The 15,515-nt window shown below is 66.5% G+C and carries 13 protein-coding genes; 5 read left to right on the top strand and 8 right to left on the bottom strand.

Going from position 1 to position 15,515, the window contains the following annotated elements:
• The first annotated feature begins 50 nt into the window (after nucleotides 1–50).
• The 5 genes from rimP to truB all read left to right on the top strand — a co-directional run bounded on the left by rimP (nucleotide 51) and on the right by truB (nucleotide 6,467).
• On the top strand, nucleotides 51–539 hold the full coding sequence (gene rimP / locus C265_RS10980; protein WP_010809481.1) for a ribosome maturation factor RimP: 489 nt from the start codon (nucleotides 51–53) through the stop codon (nucleotides 537–539).
• The gene (gene nusA / locus C265_RS10975; RefSeq protein WP_010809482.1) at nucleotides 536–2,011 is read left to right on the top strand and encodes a transcription termination factor NusA; all 1,476 of its coding nucleotides are present in this window, start codon (nucleotides 536–538) and stop codon (nucleotides 2,009–2,011) included. Before rimP ends, nusA begins: the two co-directional genes overlap by 4 nt.
• A 91-nt stretch (nucleotides 2,012–2,102) precedes the next feature.
• Nucleotides 2,103–4,991 carry a translation initiation factor IF-2 gene (infB, locus tag C265_RS10970; protein WP_010809483.1) on the top strand — a complete coding sequence of 963 codons (2,889 nt, stop codon included), beginning with the start codon at nucleotides 2,103–2,105 and terminating at the stop codon, nucleotides 4,989–4,991.
• Between the two features lie 60 nt (nucleotides 4,992–5,051).
• Nucleotides 5,052–5,420 (top strand): 30S ribosome-binding factor RbfA, encoded by a 369-nt coding sequence (rbfA, locus tag C265_RS10965; protein WP_010809484.1) that lies wholly within the window; start codon nucleotides 5,052–5,054, stop codon nucleotides 5,418–5,420.
• A 99-nt stretch (nucleotides 5,421–5,519) separates the two neighbouring features.
• Entirely contained in the window at nucleotides 5,520–6,467 is a 948-nt protein-coding gene (gene truB / locus C265_RS10960; RefSeq protein ID WP_010809485.1) for a tRNA pseudouridine(55) synthase TruB, read from the top strand.
• 37 nt (nucleotides 6,468–6,504) lie between these two features.
• On the opposite strand, the gene C265_RS10955 is transcribed toward truB, so the two are convergent.
• From C265_RS10955 to C265_RS10920, 8 genes are all read right to left on the bottom strand, one after another.
• On the bottom strand, nucleotides 6,505–7,497 hold the full coding sequence (locus tag C265_RS10955; protein WP_010809486.1) for a tripartite tricarboxylate transporter substrate binding protein: 993 nt from the start codon (nucleotides 7,495–7,497) through the stop codon (nucleotides 6,505–6,507).
• 84 nt (nucleotides 7,498–7,581) lie between these two features.
• Entirely contained in the window at nucleotides 7,582–8,280 is a 699-nt protein-coding gene (locus tag C265_RS10950; protein ID WP_010809487.1) for an AroM family protein, read from the bottom strand.
• Complete coding sequence (locus C265_RS10945) at nucleotides 8,277–9,200, bottom strand: DUF1177 domain-containing protein (RefSeq protein ID WP_010809488.1); 924 nt, start codon at nucleotides 9,198–9,200, stop codon at nucleotides 8,277–8,279. Before C265_RS10945 ends, C265_RS10950 begins: the two co-directional genes overlap by 4 nt.
• Before the next feature lie 60 nt (nucleotides 9,201–9,260).
• Nucleotides 9,261–9,965, bottom strand: a complete 705-nt coding sequence (pepE, locus tag C265_RS10940; RefSeq protein WP_010809489.1) for a dipeptidase PepE — start codon at nucleotides 9,963–9,965, stop codon at nucleotides 9,261–9,263.
• An 18-nt stretch (nucleotides 9,966–9,983) separates the two neighbouring features.
• Nucleotides 9,984–10,766 (bottom strand): IclR family transcriptional regulator, encoded by a 783-nt coding sequence (locus C265_RS10935; protein WP_010809490.1) that lies wholly within the window; start codon nucleotides 10,764–10,766, stop codon nucleotides 9,984–9,986.
• A gap of 201 nt (nucleotides 10,767–10,967) precedes the next feature.
• Entirely contained in the window at nucleotides 10,968–12,581 is a 1,614-nt protein-coding gene (locus tag C265_RS10930) for a DHA2 family efflux MFS transporter permease subunit (protein WP_010809491.1), read from the bottom strand.
• A 2-nt stretch (nucleotides 12,582–12,583) separates the two neighbouring features.
• Entirely contained in the window at nucleotides 12,584–13,840 is a 1,257-nt protein-coding gene (locus C265_RS10925) for an HlyD family efflux transporter periplasmic adaptor subunit (RefSeq protein ID WP_010809492.1), read from the bottom strand.
• 44 nt (nucleotides 13,841–13,884) lie between these two features.
• Nucleotides 13,885–15,429 carry an AdeC/AdeK/OprM family multidrug efflux complex outer membrane factor gene (locus C265_RS10920; protein WP_011615597.1) on the bottom strand — a complete coding sequence of 515 codons (1,545 nt, stop codon included), beginning with the start codon at nucleotides 15,427–15,429 and terminating at the stop codon, nucleotides 13,885–13,887.
• Between the last annotated feature and the right edge of the window lie 86 nt (nucleotides 15,430–15,515).

The following is a 15,515-nucleotide window of genomic DNA, read 5'->3' as shown; positions in this document are numbered from 1 at the left end:
ACCGGCGGGTTTGCCTGCCACGGTGTTGATGGCCATTACTCGGGATAACAGTGCATCTGGCAGATTTGATCGAAACCACCCTAAGCGGCATGGGATATGAGCTGGTCGAGCTCGAGCGTGCCCCGGCCGGATTGCTGCGTGTCTATATCGATCAGCCTGAAACCGGCATTGCCATCGAGGATTGTGAAAAGGTGAGCCGCCAGCTCACCCACGTGTTCACGGTCGAGAACGTCGACTATGAACGCCTCGAGGTCTCGTCGCCCGGACTGGACCGGCCGCTGAAGAAGCTGGCCGACTACGTCCGCTTTGCCGGCGAGGAGGCGCGCGTGACGCTGCGCCTGCCCGTCAACGGACAGAAGAACTTCACAGGCATCCTGCGCGAGCCCACCGGCGCGGCGGGCGAGGAGAAGATTGGCCTGGAGTTCGAAGGCAAAGATGGCCCGGCGCTGCTGGAATTTGCCGTATCCGATGTCGACAAGGCACGCCTGGTGCCGGTGATCGACTTCAAAGGAAATCAAAGAAAAGGGAACAAGCAATGAGCCGCGAAGTTCTGTTGCTCGTCGATGCGCTTGCGCGTGAGAAGAACGTCGACAAGGATGTGGTATTCGGTGCCCTGGAGGCGGCGCTCGCTTCGGCCACCAAGAAGCGTTTCGAGGAAGACGTGGATATCCGTGTCGCGATCGATCGCGAGTCGGGCGAGCATGAAACCTTCCGCCGCTGGCTGGTCGTTCCCGACGAGCTGGGCCTGCAAGAGCCGGACAAGCAGATCCTGCTGTTCGAAGCCCGCGATGAAAACCCCAGCATCGAGCTGGGTGACTTTATCGAGCAGCAGATCGAGTCGGTCGAGTTCGGCCGCATCGGTGCGCAGGCTGCCAAGCAGGTGATCCTGCAGCGCATCCGCGACGCCGAGCGCGAGCAGATCCTGAACGACTACCTGGATCGCGGCGAGAAGATCATGACCGGCACGGTCAAGCGCGCCGACAAGAAGGGCCTGATCGTCGAGTCCGGTCGCGTGGAAGCGCTGCTGGCCCGCGACCAGATCATCCCCAAGGAAAACCTGCGCACCGGTGACCGCGTGCGTGCGTATATCCTGAATGTGGACCGCGCCGCGCGCGGTCCGCAGATTGAACTGTCGCGCACCGCGCCCGAGTTCCTGATCAAGCTCTTCGAGAACGAAGTGCCGGAAATGGAACAAGGCCTGCTGGAGATCAAGGCGGCTGCCCGTGATCCGGGCGTGCGCGCCAAGATCGCCGTGGTCGCGCATGACAAGCGCATCGACCCGATCGGCACCTGCGTCGGCGTGCGCGGTACCCGCGTCACCGCGGTGCGCAACGAGATCGGCGGCGAGGCCGTGGACATCGTGCTGTGGTCGGAAGACCCGGCGCAGTTCGTGATCGGCGCGCTGGCACCGGCACAGGTGCAGTCGATCGTGGTCGATGAAGAAAAGCACAGCATGGACGTCGTGGTCGACGAGGAAAACCTCGCCGTCTCGATCGGCCGCAGCGGTCAGAACGTGCGCCTGGCGACCGAGCTGACCGGCTGGCAGATCAACATCATGACGCAGGAAGAGTCGGCGCAGAAGCAGGCCGAAGAGAGCGATGTCGTGCGCAAGCTGTTCATGTCCAAGCTGGACGTGGATGAGGAAGTTGCCGACATCCTGATCGAGGAAGGCTTCTCCACGCTGGAAGAAGTGGCTTATGTCCCCATCAGTGAAATGATGGAGATCGAGGCCTTTGACGAAGACACCGTCAACGAGCTGCGCAATCGCGCGCGTGATGCGCTCCTGACGATGGAACTGGCCCGGGAAGAAAAGGTGGAAGAGGTGTCGCAGGACCTGCGCTCGCTCGACGGCCTCAACCCGGAACTGATCGGCAAGCTGGCCGAAGGCGATATCCATACGCGTGACGACCTGGCCGAACTGGCCGTGGACGAGCTGGTCGAGATGACCGGTGTCAGCGAGGAAGAAGCCAAGTCGCTGATCATGAAAGCACGGGAACATTGGTTCAACTGAGGGACACGGCCGGGCCGGCCTACACCTGGCCCGGGCGCGCTTTCCGCAACGATTTGTCCCGACGTAGAAACCAAGCATTGAAAGGGTTTGAATGGCAAGCACAACAGTTGCCCAACTGGCCGCAGAACTGAGTCGCAGCGCAGCTGCCCTGCTGGAACAATTGCAGGCGGCTGGGGTGGGCAAAGCGACGCCAGAAGACATCATCACGGAATCGGATAAGACCAGGCTGCTGGACTATCTGAAGCGTTCGCACGGCCAGGCCGACGACAGCTCCCGCAAGAAGATCACACTGACCAAGCGCGAAACCTCCGAGATCCGCCAGTCGGATGGCACTGGCAAGACCCGCACGGTCCAGGTGGAAGTGCGCAAGAAGCGCGTGCTGATCAAGCGCGACGAAGCTGCGCCCGATGCCCAGGCCGACGCGGTCGAAGCCCAGGCGCCTGTCGTCGATGCTGTCGAGGAAGCTCGCCGCGACGAGGAAGAACGCCAGCAGGCCGAACTGCTGGCGCGCCAGGAAGCTGAAGCCAAGGCCGCCCGCGAGGCAGCCGAGCGCGAGGAAGCCGAGCGCCGCGCCCGCCAGGAAGCGCTGGAGGCTGAACAGCGCCGCCAGGCCGAACTCGCCGCCCGCAAGGCGGAGGAAGAGGCTGCCGCGTCGCGCGCCGTGACCGAGGCCAACGAGGATTCCTCGCGCAAGAAGGCAGAGGACGAGAAGGCACGCGTCACCGCCGAACGCGCCGAGGCGCAGAAGGCTGCCGACGAAGCCAAGGCTGCCGCCGACAAGGCCCGCGCAGAGCAGGAAGTCGCTGCGCGCAAGCGCCGCGAGGCTGCCGAAGCCGAGGCCCGTGCGATCCAGCAAATGCTGAACGCGCCGCCGCGCGTGCTGAAGGCGCCGTCCGAGCGCAAGGCTGAAGAGAAGAAGGCCGAGCAGACCGGTACGCTGCACAAGCCGGTGAAGCCGGCCGGTGCGACCACGGAAGCGAAGAAGGACGAAAAGAAGCCGGCCACCACGACCACGACCACGGCAACCGCCGACAAGAAGGGCAAGGTCGTGAAGGCGGGCTGGCAGGACGACAGCAGCCGCAAGAAGGGCAGCGGCCTGAAGACCCGCGGCGATACTTCGGGTGGCGTGGGCGGCTGGCGCGGTGGCCCGCGTGGCCGCGGCGGCAGGCAGCAGCAGCACGACGACAGCCGCAGCAGCTTCCAGGCGCCGACCGAGCCGGTGGTGCGTGAAGTGCACGTGCCGGAAACCGTCTCGGTGGCCGACCTGGCGCACAAGATGGCCGTCAAGGCATCCGAGGTCATCAAGCAGATGATGAAGCTCGGCCAGATGGTGACCATCAACCAGGTGCTGGACCAGGAAACCGCCATGATCGTGGTGGAAGAAATGGGCCACAAGGCGTATGCCGCCAAGCTGGACGATCCGGAAGCGCTGCTGGTGGTGGGCGGTGAGGAACACACCGACGCCGAGCTGCTGCCGCGTCCGCCGGTGGTGACCGTGATGGGTCACGTCGACCACGGCAAGACCTCGCTGCTGGACTACATCCGCCGCACCAAGGTGGCCGCGGGCGAAGCCGGCGGGATTACGCAGCACATCGGTGCCTACCATGTGGAAACCGACCGCGGCGTGATCACGTTCCTGGATACCCCGGGTCACGAGGCCTTCACGGCCATGCGTGCCCGCGGTGCCAAGGCGACCGATATCGTGATCCTGGTGGTGGCTGCCGACGACGGCGTGATGCCGCAGACCAAGGAAGCCATTGCGCATGCCAAGGCTGCCGGTGTGCCGATCGTGGTGGCAATCAACAAGATCGACAAGCCCGATGCCAACCCGGACCGCGTCAAGCAGGAACTGGTGGCGGAGCAGGTGGTGCCGGAAGAATACGGCGGCGATTCGCCGTTCGTGCCGGTTTCCGCCAAGATGGGTACCGGTGTGGAAGACCTGCTCGAGCAAGTGCTCCTGCAAGCCGAAGTGCTGGAACTGACCGCTCCGGTGGATGCCCCGGCCAAGGGCCTGGTGGTGGAAGCCCAGCTGGACAAGGGCAAGGGCCCGATCGCGACTATCCTGGTCAGCAGCGGCACGCTCAAGCGTGGCGACGTGGTCCTGGCTGGCAGCGCCTACGGCCGCGTGCGTGCCATGCTGGACGAGAACGGCAAGCCGACCAAGGAAGCCGGCCCGTCGATCCCGGTGGAAATCCAGGGTCTGTCGGAAGTGCCTGCCGCCGGTGAAGAAGTGCTGGTGCTGCCGGACGAGCGCAAGGCACGTGAAATCGCGCTGTTCCGCCAGGGCAAGTTCCGCGACGTGAAGCTGGCCAAGCAACAGGCCGCCAAGCTGGAGAACATGCTCGAGCAGATGGCCGAAGGCGAAGTGCAGACGCTGCCGTTGATCGTCAAGGCCGACGTGCAGGGTTCGCAGGAAGCGCTGGTGCAGTCGCTGCAGAAGCTGTCGACCGCCGAAGTGCGCGTGCAGATCGTGCATGGCGGCGTGGGTGGCATCTCCGAATCCGACGTCAACCTGGCGACGGCTTCGAAGGCGGTCATCATCGGCTTCAACGTGCGTGCCGACGCCGGTGCGCGCAAGCTGGCCGAGCACAACGGCATCGATATCCGCTACTACAACATCATTTACGATGCGGTAGACGAGATCAAGGCGGCGATGTCGGGCATGCTGGCGCCGGAGAAGCGCGAGACCACCATCGGCCAGGTCGAGGTACGTCAGGTGTTCCGCGTGCCGAAGATCGGTGCGGTGGCCGGCTGTATGGTCACCGACGGCCTGGTCAAGCGCAACTCGCTGGTGCGCGTGCTGCGCAACAACGTGGTCATCCACGACGGCGAGCTGGATTCGCTCAAGCGTTTCAAGGACGATGTGAAGGAAGTGAAGCAAGGCTTCGAGTGCGGTCTGTCGATCAAGAACTTCAACGATGTTCAGGAAGGCGACCAGCTCGAGGTGTACGAAATCACAGAGGTGGCGCGTACGCTGTAAGGCGTCGCAAGCAACGGCAGGCTTCGGCCTGCCGTTGTCATCTCGACCAGACTGTATTGAATGGCCAAGAAAGGCAGTATCTCCTCCCGCAATCTCCGCATCTCCGACCAGATCCAGAAGGACCTGGCCGAGATGATCCAGCGCGAACTGCGCGACCCGCGCCTCGGCCTGGTCACGCTGCAGTCGGTCGCGCTGACGCCTGACTACGCGCACGCCAAGGTGTACTTCACCGTGCTGGGCGCCGAAGCCGCCGAGGCGGAAGCCATCCTGAACGAAAAGGCCGGCTACCTGCACTCGCTGCTGTACAAGCGCCTGCACATCCATACCGTGCCGACGCTGCGCTTCTTCCACGATACCTCGGTCGAACATGCGATCGAGATGTCCAAGCTGATCAACGAAGCGAACGCCACGCGTTCGAAAGACGACTGAAGCCGGCGCCCATGCCGCCCTGGCATGGGTTTCGCGGCCACTACGTTTACGTTGCCGCCATCCGCGCCGCATCGCCGTCCCGCCTCCCGCTTTCTCCCGATGACCGATTCCAACGCCAACCGTCCGCCGCGCCTGCCGCGCCGCGAGGTCCATGGTGTGTTGCTGCTCGACAAGCCGCTGGGCCTGTCGTCCAACGACGCGCTGGTGCGCGCCAAGCGCCTCTTGCGCGCGGCCAAGGCCGGCCATACCGGCACGCTGGATCCGCTTGCCACGGGGCTGCTGCCGCTGTGCTTCGGCGAAGCCACCAAGTTTTCGCAGGACCTGCTGGAAGCGGACAAGACCTATGACGCCGTAGTGCGGCTGGGCTCGCGCTCGAGCACCGGCGACGCCGAAGGCGAACTGCTCGACGTGCGCGAGGTCACCTGCGATTGCGCCGCAGTGGAGCAGGCGCTGGCAAGCTTCCTCGGCGAGATCGAACAGGTGCCGCCGATGCATTCGGCGCTGAAGAAGGACGGCCGCCCGCTGTATGAATACGCGCGCGCCGGCCAGACCGTGGAGCGCGCGGCGCGCCGCGTCACCATCCGTTCGATTGCGCTGCTGGAGTGCGCCTTGCCCGAAGCCCCGTCGTTCACGATGCGGGTGACGTGCAGCAAGGGCACCTATATCCGCACGCTGGCCGAGGACATCGGCGAAGCGCTGGGCTGCGGCGCGCACCTGACCGGACTGCGCCGGATCGCCGTGGGCGACCTGACGCTGGACGGCGCGGTGACCCTGGAGCAGATCGAGCAGCGCGACGACTCGCAGCGCCCGGCCATGCTGGCACCTGTGGACGCCTTGCTGCAGAAGTGTGCGCCGGTGCATCTGGACGAGGTCTCTGCAGCGCGCTTCCTGCAGGGCCAGCGCATCGCTCAGCGCGACCTGCCGGCCGACACCGGGCTGGCCGAGGATGCGCTGGCGCGCGTCTATGCCGGCGAACCAGCCCGGCTGCTGGGCGTGGCACGCATGCGCGAAGGCGCGTTGCGGCCGGAGCGGCTGGTCAAGCTGTAAGTTGCGTGAGGGGCGTAAATGGCCGCCCCGTCAGCAATTACTCGAGCGTGATCTTGGCCGTCTTGATGACATCGGCCCACATCTTGCGGTCCTGGGCGAGGAACCCGGCGAAATGCTCCGGCGTATCGCCCACGGGCTCGGAGCCGAATTCAGCCATCTTCTTCCTGACTTCCGGGTTCGCCAAGGCCTTGACCAGCGCCTGGTTGTAGCGGACCACGATTGCCTTCGGCAGGTCCTTCGGCCCGAAGATGCCTTGCCAGGTCGGCATGTTGAAGTCCTTCAGTCCGCTCTCGGCAAGCGTCGGCACCTCCGGCAACAGGGGCGAGCGCTTGCTGCCGGTGACTGCCAGCGCCTTGACCTTGCCGGTCTTGGCCAGCGTCGCCGCGGTGGTGATGTTGTCGACCGTCATGGCGATATGCTCGCCCATCAGGTCGGTGATCACCGGGGTGGCACCCTTGTACGGCGCATGGACCATGTCGATGCCAAGACGGTGCAGCATGGTTTCGGCAATCAAGTGATTTGACGTGCCGACGCCGGCGGTGCCGTAGGTGACCTGCGGCGTCTTTTTGACGTAGGCGACGAAGTCGGCCATGGTCTTGACCGGCAGGGCCGGATTGACGATCACGACATTCGGCTGGGTGGCCAGCATGGCGATGGGCGTGAAATCATCCGCCTTGTATGGCGTGCCCTTGGGGTTGAGCACGTGGGTCACCGCCATCGCGCCGGCGGCGCCCATGCCGATGGTGTAGCCGTCGGCCGGGGCCTTGGCCAGCTTGTCGGCGGCGATATTGCCACCCGCACCCGGCACGTTCTCCACCACCACCGGAACCCCCAGGCTTTCCGACAGCGGCGCCTGCACCAGGCGCGCCAGCAGATCGGCCGAGCCGCCGGGCGCAAAGCCCACCAGCAGGCGCACCGGCTTGGCCGGCTTCCACTCCTGCGCCTGCGCGCCCGGGATCACCGCCGCGCCCAGGCTCATCCACATCATGCCGCATGCCAGCGGCCCCATCCACTTCGCCACCTGTTTCATTGTTACTTCCACTCCAGCAGTGTCATGGGCAATCTGTCAGCGGGCTTGCCCTTACCCGAAAATGGATTCGCTTCGTGCCTGGATTCAGGCCGCGGCACCAGCCAGTACCTGTCCCAGCAGCCTTGCCACCATGCGGTTGGAGAGCAGCACCGGCGCGCCGGCATGGCGCGCCACCTCGGCCCGCATGGCTTCGGTGTAGCCCATGCAGTGCATCACCACCAGGTCGCAGCCGCGCAGCGTCTCGCCCGCCTGCGCGAAGCGATCGGTGCTGGCGTCGGTATAAGGCGAGGCATGGGTGACGCGCAGTTCGCAGGGCACCGGCTGGATCAGGTGGAAGCTGCTTACCTGGGCCTCCAGCGGCAATACGATGCCGAGCCGCTTGCAGCCCTGCGCCAGCGCCACGGTCAGATGGTCCACTACCTGCTGCGGTTCGATGACCAGGGTCCGCATCGGCGGCAGGGCGGTGCCGGTGCACAGCGGCACCAGGGCGTCGAAGCGGCCGTCGTCCAGCGAGGTCATCAGCCGGGCCAGCATGGCCTCGGCCACCGGCTTGCCCATCACCGCCTGCGTGCCGTCACGCAGCCGGCTGGCAAAGCGGTACTCGCCGGGCGCGGGCGCCAGCGCGGCAATATCTTGCGGGCCCAGCGCGTCCAGGATGCCGAACTCTTCCACAGTGGCCGGCAGGCCCAGGTCGGCAATCATCTGCGGGACCACGTCTGTCCTGGGCGCCTGCCCGATGGTGACGAAGGCCACGCGTGGCTGGCGTGCGGCAGGCGTGTTCATGCCTCGGTTCCCACGGTCTGCAGATGGGCCAGCGAGCCATAGCGGCGCTGCAGCTCGGCCCACTCGGCCGCGTCGTAGAAGTCGCACTGGCCCTGGCCGAACTGCTTCGCCACCTCGATGCAGAAGCGCGTCGCCACGTCGATGTCGAAGGCGTTGGTGACGCCGGTTGCGCAGCCTGGCACAGTGGTCTGCGCGGTCAGCGCCACGCCCACCACCGGGGCAGGGGTCACGATGGCCGGCTGCATGATCGAGTTGACGTGCCACAGGCCGTTCTCATACGGCGTGATGTCCTGGGTGGTCAATGGCAACACCATCGGCAGTTCGCCGCTGACCCATCCCATCAGGTCCAGCATCCGCTCCGGCAGGCGCAGCAGCCAGCCTTCTTTGGCCACCGGCGTCAGCGCCACGCCGCGGCGGTTGACAAAGCGGTTGCCGCGCGTGGTGTCGACCGACAGGATCGCCGCCATGCGCGGGTGCACCTCATGCGACATCATCGTGCGCATCGCAAAGGGCGATTTCATCATCGGCACCGGATGATGCGGCCGTGTGGCGGCATGCGGGCAGATATGGGTGCGGATGCGCACCGGACCGGCCAGCACGTCGCCGGTGGCGGCCATGTCGGCCAGCTTCAGCGCGCTGGCGACGGCCACAATGGCGCCGTCGGCATCGGACACCAGTCCCGTCACGGCCGGGCGTGCACCGACGCCGCCCAGCCGGCCCACCACGCCAAGTGCGGGCGCGTCCGGGTTCTGTCCGGGCACCGTGCAGGCGAGGAAATCGGTGTAGAGGCCGTTCTCTTCCACGCGCGTGACGGTGACATCGTCCAGGCCGCGCGAGCGCAGCAGTGAGGCGACGGCTGCGCCGTCGACATTCGCTGCCGACAGCAGCTCGATCGATTCAATAACCTGCTTGATAGACATCTTGCTTGACTTCCTGGGGCTGGGGTGGGGTTCTGTACGCAGGGACTCAGGCCGGCAAATTCAGCGCGGCAGCGACAGCGCGCCGGGCTGCACGTCGGCAATGTCCGCGCCCCTGAACCAGCGCGCGGGATGGGCGCCGCCCATTTCGAGGCGATCGTCCGAGACCCGCACCCAGTTGCCTTCGGGCAGCCCCAGCACTGGCATGTCGGGCTGCAGCACGGTGAATTCGGCCAGGCGCTGGTCGCGCGTTTCGCCGCGGAAGCCGGGCACGACCAGGTTGAAGTAGTGCGGGTTGATCTGGAAGGGGACCAGCGCCAGCGCGTCCAGGCCGCCCGGGTCGGCCACCGGCATGTCGTTGGTGGTGCTGATGGTCGGGCAGGCCAGGTTGGCGCCAGCGCTCCAGCCGATATAGCGCGCCGCACCGGATCGCACCCGCGCCGAGATCGCCGCCAGCAGGCCGCGCTCGCGCAGGCATTGCAGCAAGCGGAACGTGTTGCCGCCGCCAACGACGATCAGTTCAGCCGCCTCGATGGCGCGCACGGCTGCCGCCGGCTCGGCCTGCCGGTGCAGCGATTGCACCGCGATGCCGACCGGCGCGAAGGCGTCGCGGACCAACGTCTCGTAGGTGTCCCAGTCGCGCGTGACCCCGGCGAACGGGATGAAGCAGGCAGTCTTGCGGCCGGCGGCCAGGTCCCGGATTGCCGCCTGGGCGTGGACCAGGTAGCCGGCGTCGCTGCTGGAGTTGCTGAGTAACAGGAGTTCCATAAGTCGTTGCGGCGAAGTCTAGATAAGTGGGGTGGCGTCGAGCCACAGTGGGTCGCCGATGCGCTGTCCCACGGGTGCCACGGCCTGCACCAGCGTCGCGCGCAGCGCCTGGGCCTGGGCCTGGCTGACCTGCATCGCGGTGAAAGACAGGCACAGCCCACGCACGTCGCCTGAGAGCGGATCTGCCAGCGTGGCGGCCACGGCGCCGATGCCGGGCATGCCTTCATTCACGGCGATGGCGCTGCGCTCGGCGCGGGCCGTCGCCACACGCTCGCGCAGCTTGGCGACCGTGGCGGGACAGCCTGCGGGTGCATCCGGCAGCTTGCGGGTGCCGGCGGCGCCATAGCGCGAGTTGAATTCAGGCTCGGGCAGGCGCGACAGCAGTACCCGGCCCATCGCCGTGGTGAATGCCGGCCGGCGTGCGCCGGGCGGTGACAGCACCTGCACCGGGTTGCTTCCGTTCAGGCGTTGCAGCACGACGGTGTCGGTGCCGTCCAGCATCGACAGGTAGGCGGTGAAGCCGGTGGCATCGGACAGCGTGGCCAGGATCTCGCGGCATTGCTCGTCGAAAGGATGCGCCTGTGCAGCAGCCTGCGCGGCGCGGATCAGCAGCGCGCCAGGGCGGTAGCGCCGCGTGGACGGCTGCAGTTCCAGCAGGCGGTAGCGCACCATCTGGGCGAGCAGGCGCGAGGCCGAACTCTTGGCAAGGCCAAGTTCGTCCAGGACATCGTTAAAAGTGATCTCGTGCCGGTGATGCCCGAACATGTCCAGCACGCTTTCCACGCCTTCAAGAATGCTCATTCCGCTGCTCCACGCCCCGCATGTCTGTTACTTGCTATGGTTCCATTTTTAGGAACCAAGGTTCCATAAATCGGTTCGCAAATAATAGAGGCACGAAGACAGGAACACAAGGGGGCATTCCCGGCGCGGCAACCCGGCGGCGAAGCAAAAAAAAAAACGGCCCCGATCAGGGGCCATGTCTTGAAAACCGGAGAGGGCGGGTCAGTGCGCCGCCAACGCATCCGCCGACCCGCCGCCGCCCTTGGCCGGCCGCGTCAGCCAGACAAAGCCGATCAGCACGAAGAACAGCATCCCCGAGATCCAGAAGATATCGTTGGCGCCGAGCATGGCCGCCTGCTGGGTGATATTGCGCTCGATCACGCCGATCGCCTGGGCCTGGCTCATGCCCATCTGCATCAGGTGGTTGAGCTGGTCGTGGTAGGCCGGGTTGTACGGGTTGACCTGTTCCACCAGTTGCGCATGGTGCAGCGCCGTCCGGTTTTCCCAGAGCGTGGTCGAAATCGAAGCGCCGATGGCCCCGAACGTGATCCGGACGAAGTTGGACAGTCCTGACGCCGCCGGAATCCTTTCCGGCGGCTGGCCCGACAGGATGATCGAGGTCAACGGGATGAAGAACATCGCCATGGCTGCGCCCTGGATCAGGGTCGGGATCATCAGCGTGCGGGTGTCCACCTGGGTCGTGAAGCCGGCGCGCATCAGGCTGACGATGCCGAAGGTGATGAACGCGGCCGTGGCCACCCAGCGGGCATCCATTTTCGGCAGGTTCTTGCCAATCAGCGGCGACAGCAGGATCGCAAAGATCCCTACCGGCGCCATCACGATGCCCGCGTCCGTGGCCGTATAGCCGACAATCGTCTGCAGCCACAGCGGCAGGATCACCAGGTTGCCGAAGAACAGCCCGTATGCCACGGAGATGGCGACCACGCCGGCGCTGAAGTTGCGGCCCTTGAACAGGCTGATATCGACGACCGGGTGCTTCTCATGGCTTTCCCAGATCAGGAAGAACAGGAAACCGACAATCGCCACCAGCGTCAGCACCACGATCTCGGTCGAGTGGAACCAGTCCAGTTCCTTACCCTTGTCGAGCATCAGCTGCATCGAGCCCACCCAGATCACCAGCAGCGCCAGGCCGATGCGGTCGATCGGCAGCACCCTGGTCGGGGTTTCGCGGTCCTTGTAGATGGCCCAGGTGACATAGGCCGTGACGATGCCCACCGGCACGTTGATGTAGAAGATCCACGGCCAGGTCATGTTGTCCGAGATCCAGCCGCCCAGCAGCGGGCCCATGATCGGCGCCACCAGCGTGGTCATGCCCCACAGTGCCAGCGCCATGGTGCTCTTCTGCGGCGGATAGCTCGACAGCAGCAGCGACTGCGACAGCGGGATCATCGGCCCGGCCACCGCGCCCTGCAGGACCCGTGCGGCCAGCAGCGTCTCGAGGTTGGGAGCGACGCCGCACAGCCACGATGCCAGCACGAACAGCAGGATCGAGGTGATGAACAGCCGCACCGCGCCGAAGCGCGTGGTCAGCCAGCCGGTCAGCGGCACCGAGATCGCATTGGCCACCGCAAACGAGGTGATGACCCATGTGCCCTGGTTGGGCGCCACGCCCAGGTCGCCTGAAATCGCCGGGATCGATACGTTGGCGATCGACGAGTCCAGCACGTTCATGAACGTGGCCAGTGACAGCGCGATGGTGCCGACCACCAGCTTGCCGCCGGTCAGCGGCTGCGGCTGCTGCGGTGCCAGCGGCCGGACGGGCCGCGCCGGCGCCTGGCTGCCGCCGGACTGCGCGGCGGAGGGGGAGATGGCCATGGTCAGGTGTTGGCGGGCTTGGCGTTGGCGGCGCTGGCCGAGGGCAGGCCGGTGCTGCGGCCGCCGTTGTTGGCGGCGATGATGCGCGCGATCAGCTGGTCGGCGTCCTGCGCAACCTTGTCGTAGACATCGGTCTGCATCGGCTTGGCCGGCGCGGCGGGGGCCATGGCGGCGCCTTCCTCGCGGCGCACGTCGACCTTGACGGTCATCGACAGGCCCACGCGCAGCGGGTGGTCCTTGAGCTGCTGCGGGTCAAGCGCGATGCGCACCGGCAGGCGCTGCACCACCTTGATCCAGTTGCCGGTGGCGTTCTGCGCCGGCAGCAGCGAGAAGGCCGAGCCGGTACCTGCCGAGAAGCCTGCGACCTTGCCCTGGTATTCCACCTTGGAGCCGTACACGTCGGCTTCCAGCGTCACCGGCTGGCCGATGCGCATATGCGTGATCTGCACTTCCTTGAAGTTGGCGTCGACCCAGACCTGGTCCAGCGGCACCACGGCCATCAGCGGCGCGCCGGCGGCCACGCGCTGGCCGACCTGCACCGAGCGCTTGGCAACGTAGCCGGTGACCGGCGCCGGCATGGCCGAGCGCGCGAACGACAGGTAGGCCGAGCGCAGGCTGGCGGCGGCGCGCTGCACGTTGGGGTGCTTCTCCACCGTGGTCTGGTCGGTCAGCACCTTGTTCGACGCCAGCTGCTCGCGCGCGGCCAGCAGCGCCGACTCCGCACCCTTGAGCGCGGACTGCGCATGCGAGATCTCTTCATTCGAGACCGCGCCCGAGCCGGCGATGGCCTGGCGGCGGCGCAGGTCGTCGCGGGCCTTGGCCACGTCGGCTTCGCGCAGCGCCACGTTGGCGGCGAGCGAGCCGTTGTTGACGTACAGCGTGCGCACTTCGCGCACGGCCTGTGCCAGCTGGGCCTCGGCCTGTTCCAGTGCCACTTGCGAATCGGCGCGGTCAAGCTGGATCAGCGGCTGGCCGGCGGTGACCAGCTGCGTGTCGTCGGCGGAGATCGACACCACGGTGCCGCCCACCAGCGGCGTGACCTGGACCACGTTGCCGGCGACATAGGCGTCGTCGGTGTTTTCAAAGTGGCGGGCGTACATGCCCCAGTAAACGCCATAGCCGATGCCGGCGACCACGATTGCCGCGGTCAGCGACAGCAGCATGCGCTTGCGCTTGCCGTTGTTGCTGGTGGTGGCCGGCGCTTGCTGGGCAGGGTGCTGGGGGGCGTTGGTGCCGGCCGCTTGCTGGTTGTTGCTCATGATGTCTTCTGAATAATCTTGTCTTCGATCACTGGGTGCGCGGATCAGCCGCGGGCGCCCGCCTGGGTGTTGTGCTGTTGCTGCGCCGGTCCGTGGCCCGCGCTCTCGTGGCCTTCCGCTGGCTCCTCGTAGCCGCCGCCGAGCGCCTTCATCAGGCCCATCTGCAGGTCCAGCCGGCGCGCCTGCAGGTCGGTCGCCAGGCGGCGCTGCTGCAGCACATTGCTCTCGGCGTTCAGCACGGTCAGCTGCGTGCCCAGGCCGGCCTTGTAGCGGGTGGTGGCCAGCGCATAGGCGTGCTCGGCCAGGTCCAGCGCTTCGCGCTGGGTCTGGATCTGCTTGTCGACGCTGCGGATGCTGGTCATGGTGTCGGCGGTCTCGCGCAGCGCATCGACCAGGGCCTGGTTGTAGTTGGCCACGGCGATGTCGTAGCCGGCGTACTTGCCCTTCAGGTTGGCGCGCAGCTTGCCGCCTTCGAAGATCGGCAGGCGGATGGTCGGGCCGATGCCGAAGGTGCGGCTGACGCCCATCAGCAGGTTGGACGGATCCAGCGCGGCCAGGCCGGCAAAGGCGGTCAGGCTGACGTCAGGCAGGAACTCTTTCTTGGCGACACTGATGTCCTTGGACGCCGCCTCCACGCGCCAGCGTGCCGCCACCAGGTCCGGCCGGCGGCCCAGCAGGCCGATGGTCAGGTTGTCGGGCAGCGTCGGCGTGGCCTGCGCCAGCAGCACCGGGCGCTGGATCTGCAGGCCGCGGTCCGGGCCCTTGCCCAGCAGCGCTGCAAGCTGGTTGCGCGCCAGGGCGATTTCCTCGTCGACGCGCTGCAGGTCGGTGCGCGAAGCAGCCACCGTGCCGCGCGCCTGCGTGGTCTCGACCTGGGTGTCGAGGCCGGCGGCCAGGCGCTGGCGCGACAGCTCGGTCAGGTCGCTGCGCTGGGCGATGGCGCGCTCTGCCACGTCGTGCTGGGCATACAGCGCAGCCAGGCGGGCGTAGTTGCGGGCGATCGAGGTGGCCAGGATCAGGCGCGAGGCCTGGCTTTCCGCCTCGGCGGCGCGGTCGTCGGAGAGCGCGGCTTCGAGCGCGTCGCGGTTCTTGCCCCAGAAATCGAAGTCATAGGACAGGCCCACCTGCAGGCGCGACTGGTTCTGCCACGATCCCGCCAGCGGGGTGCCTTCGAACAGGTCTTTCTCGGAGAAGCGCTGGCGGATCAGGCTGCCTTCGAACTCCAGGTGCGGATAGAGCGCGCTGCGGGTGGCATCGGCCATGGCGCGCGAGGCTTCCACGCGGGCGAACGCGGCCTGCAGGCTCGGGTTGTCCTTGACCGCCTCATCGACCAGGGCGCTCAGCTGGGGGTCCTTGAACTGCGCGACCCAGTCCTGCGAGGGCCACTGGCCATGCTCGTCGGGCAAGGTCTGCGAGGTGGCCATCGTGGCCGGGTCGGCCACGGTCTGCGTGCTGTGCGAATTGCCAAGGGCCGCGCAGCCGGCCAGCACCGCCACGGCCACGGCGGTCAGCGCCAGTGTGCCGGCGCGGCGCACGAGCGCACTTGTGCGGGCTGGCTGGGAGGCTTGGGGAGTGAGAGCTGGTTTCATGATGACGCTCCGTTGCCGGAGCCATGCTGTTTTTTTCTACGGGCTGTTGCGGGGTCCGGTTGACCGGACGTTCTGGCTTGCCGGAA

Origin of the sequence: Cupriavidus sp. GA3-3, assembly GCF_000389805.1 — a bacterium.
GTDB lineage: Bacteria > Pseudomonadota > Gammaproteobacteria > Burkholderiales > Burkholderiaceae > Cupriavidus > Cupriavidus necator_D.
The sequence above is the reverse complement of the archived record's forward strand: the minus strand, read 5'-3'. Positions and strand labels throughout refer to the sequence as shown.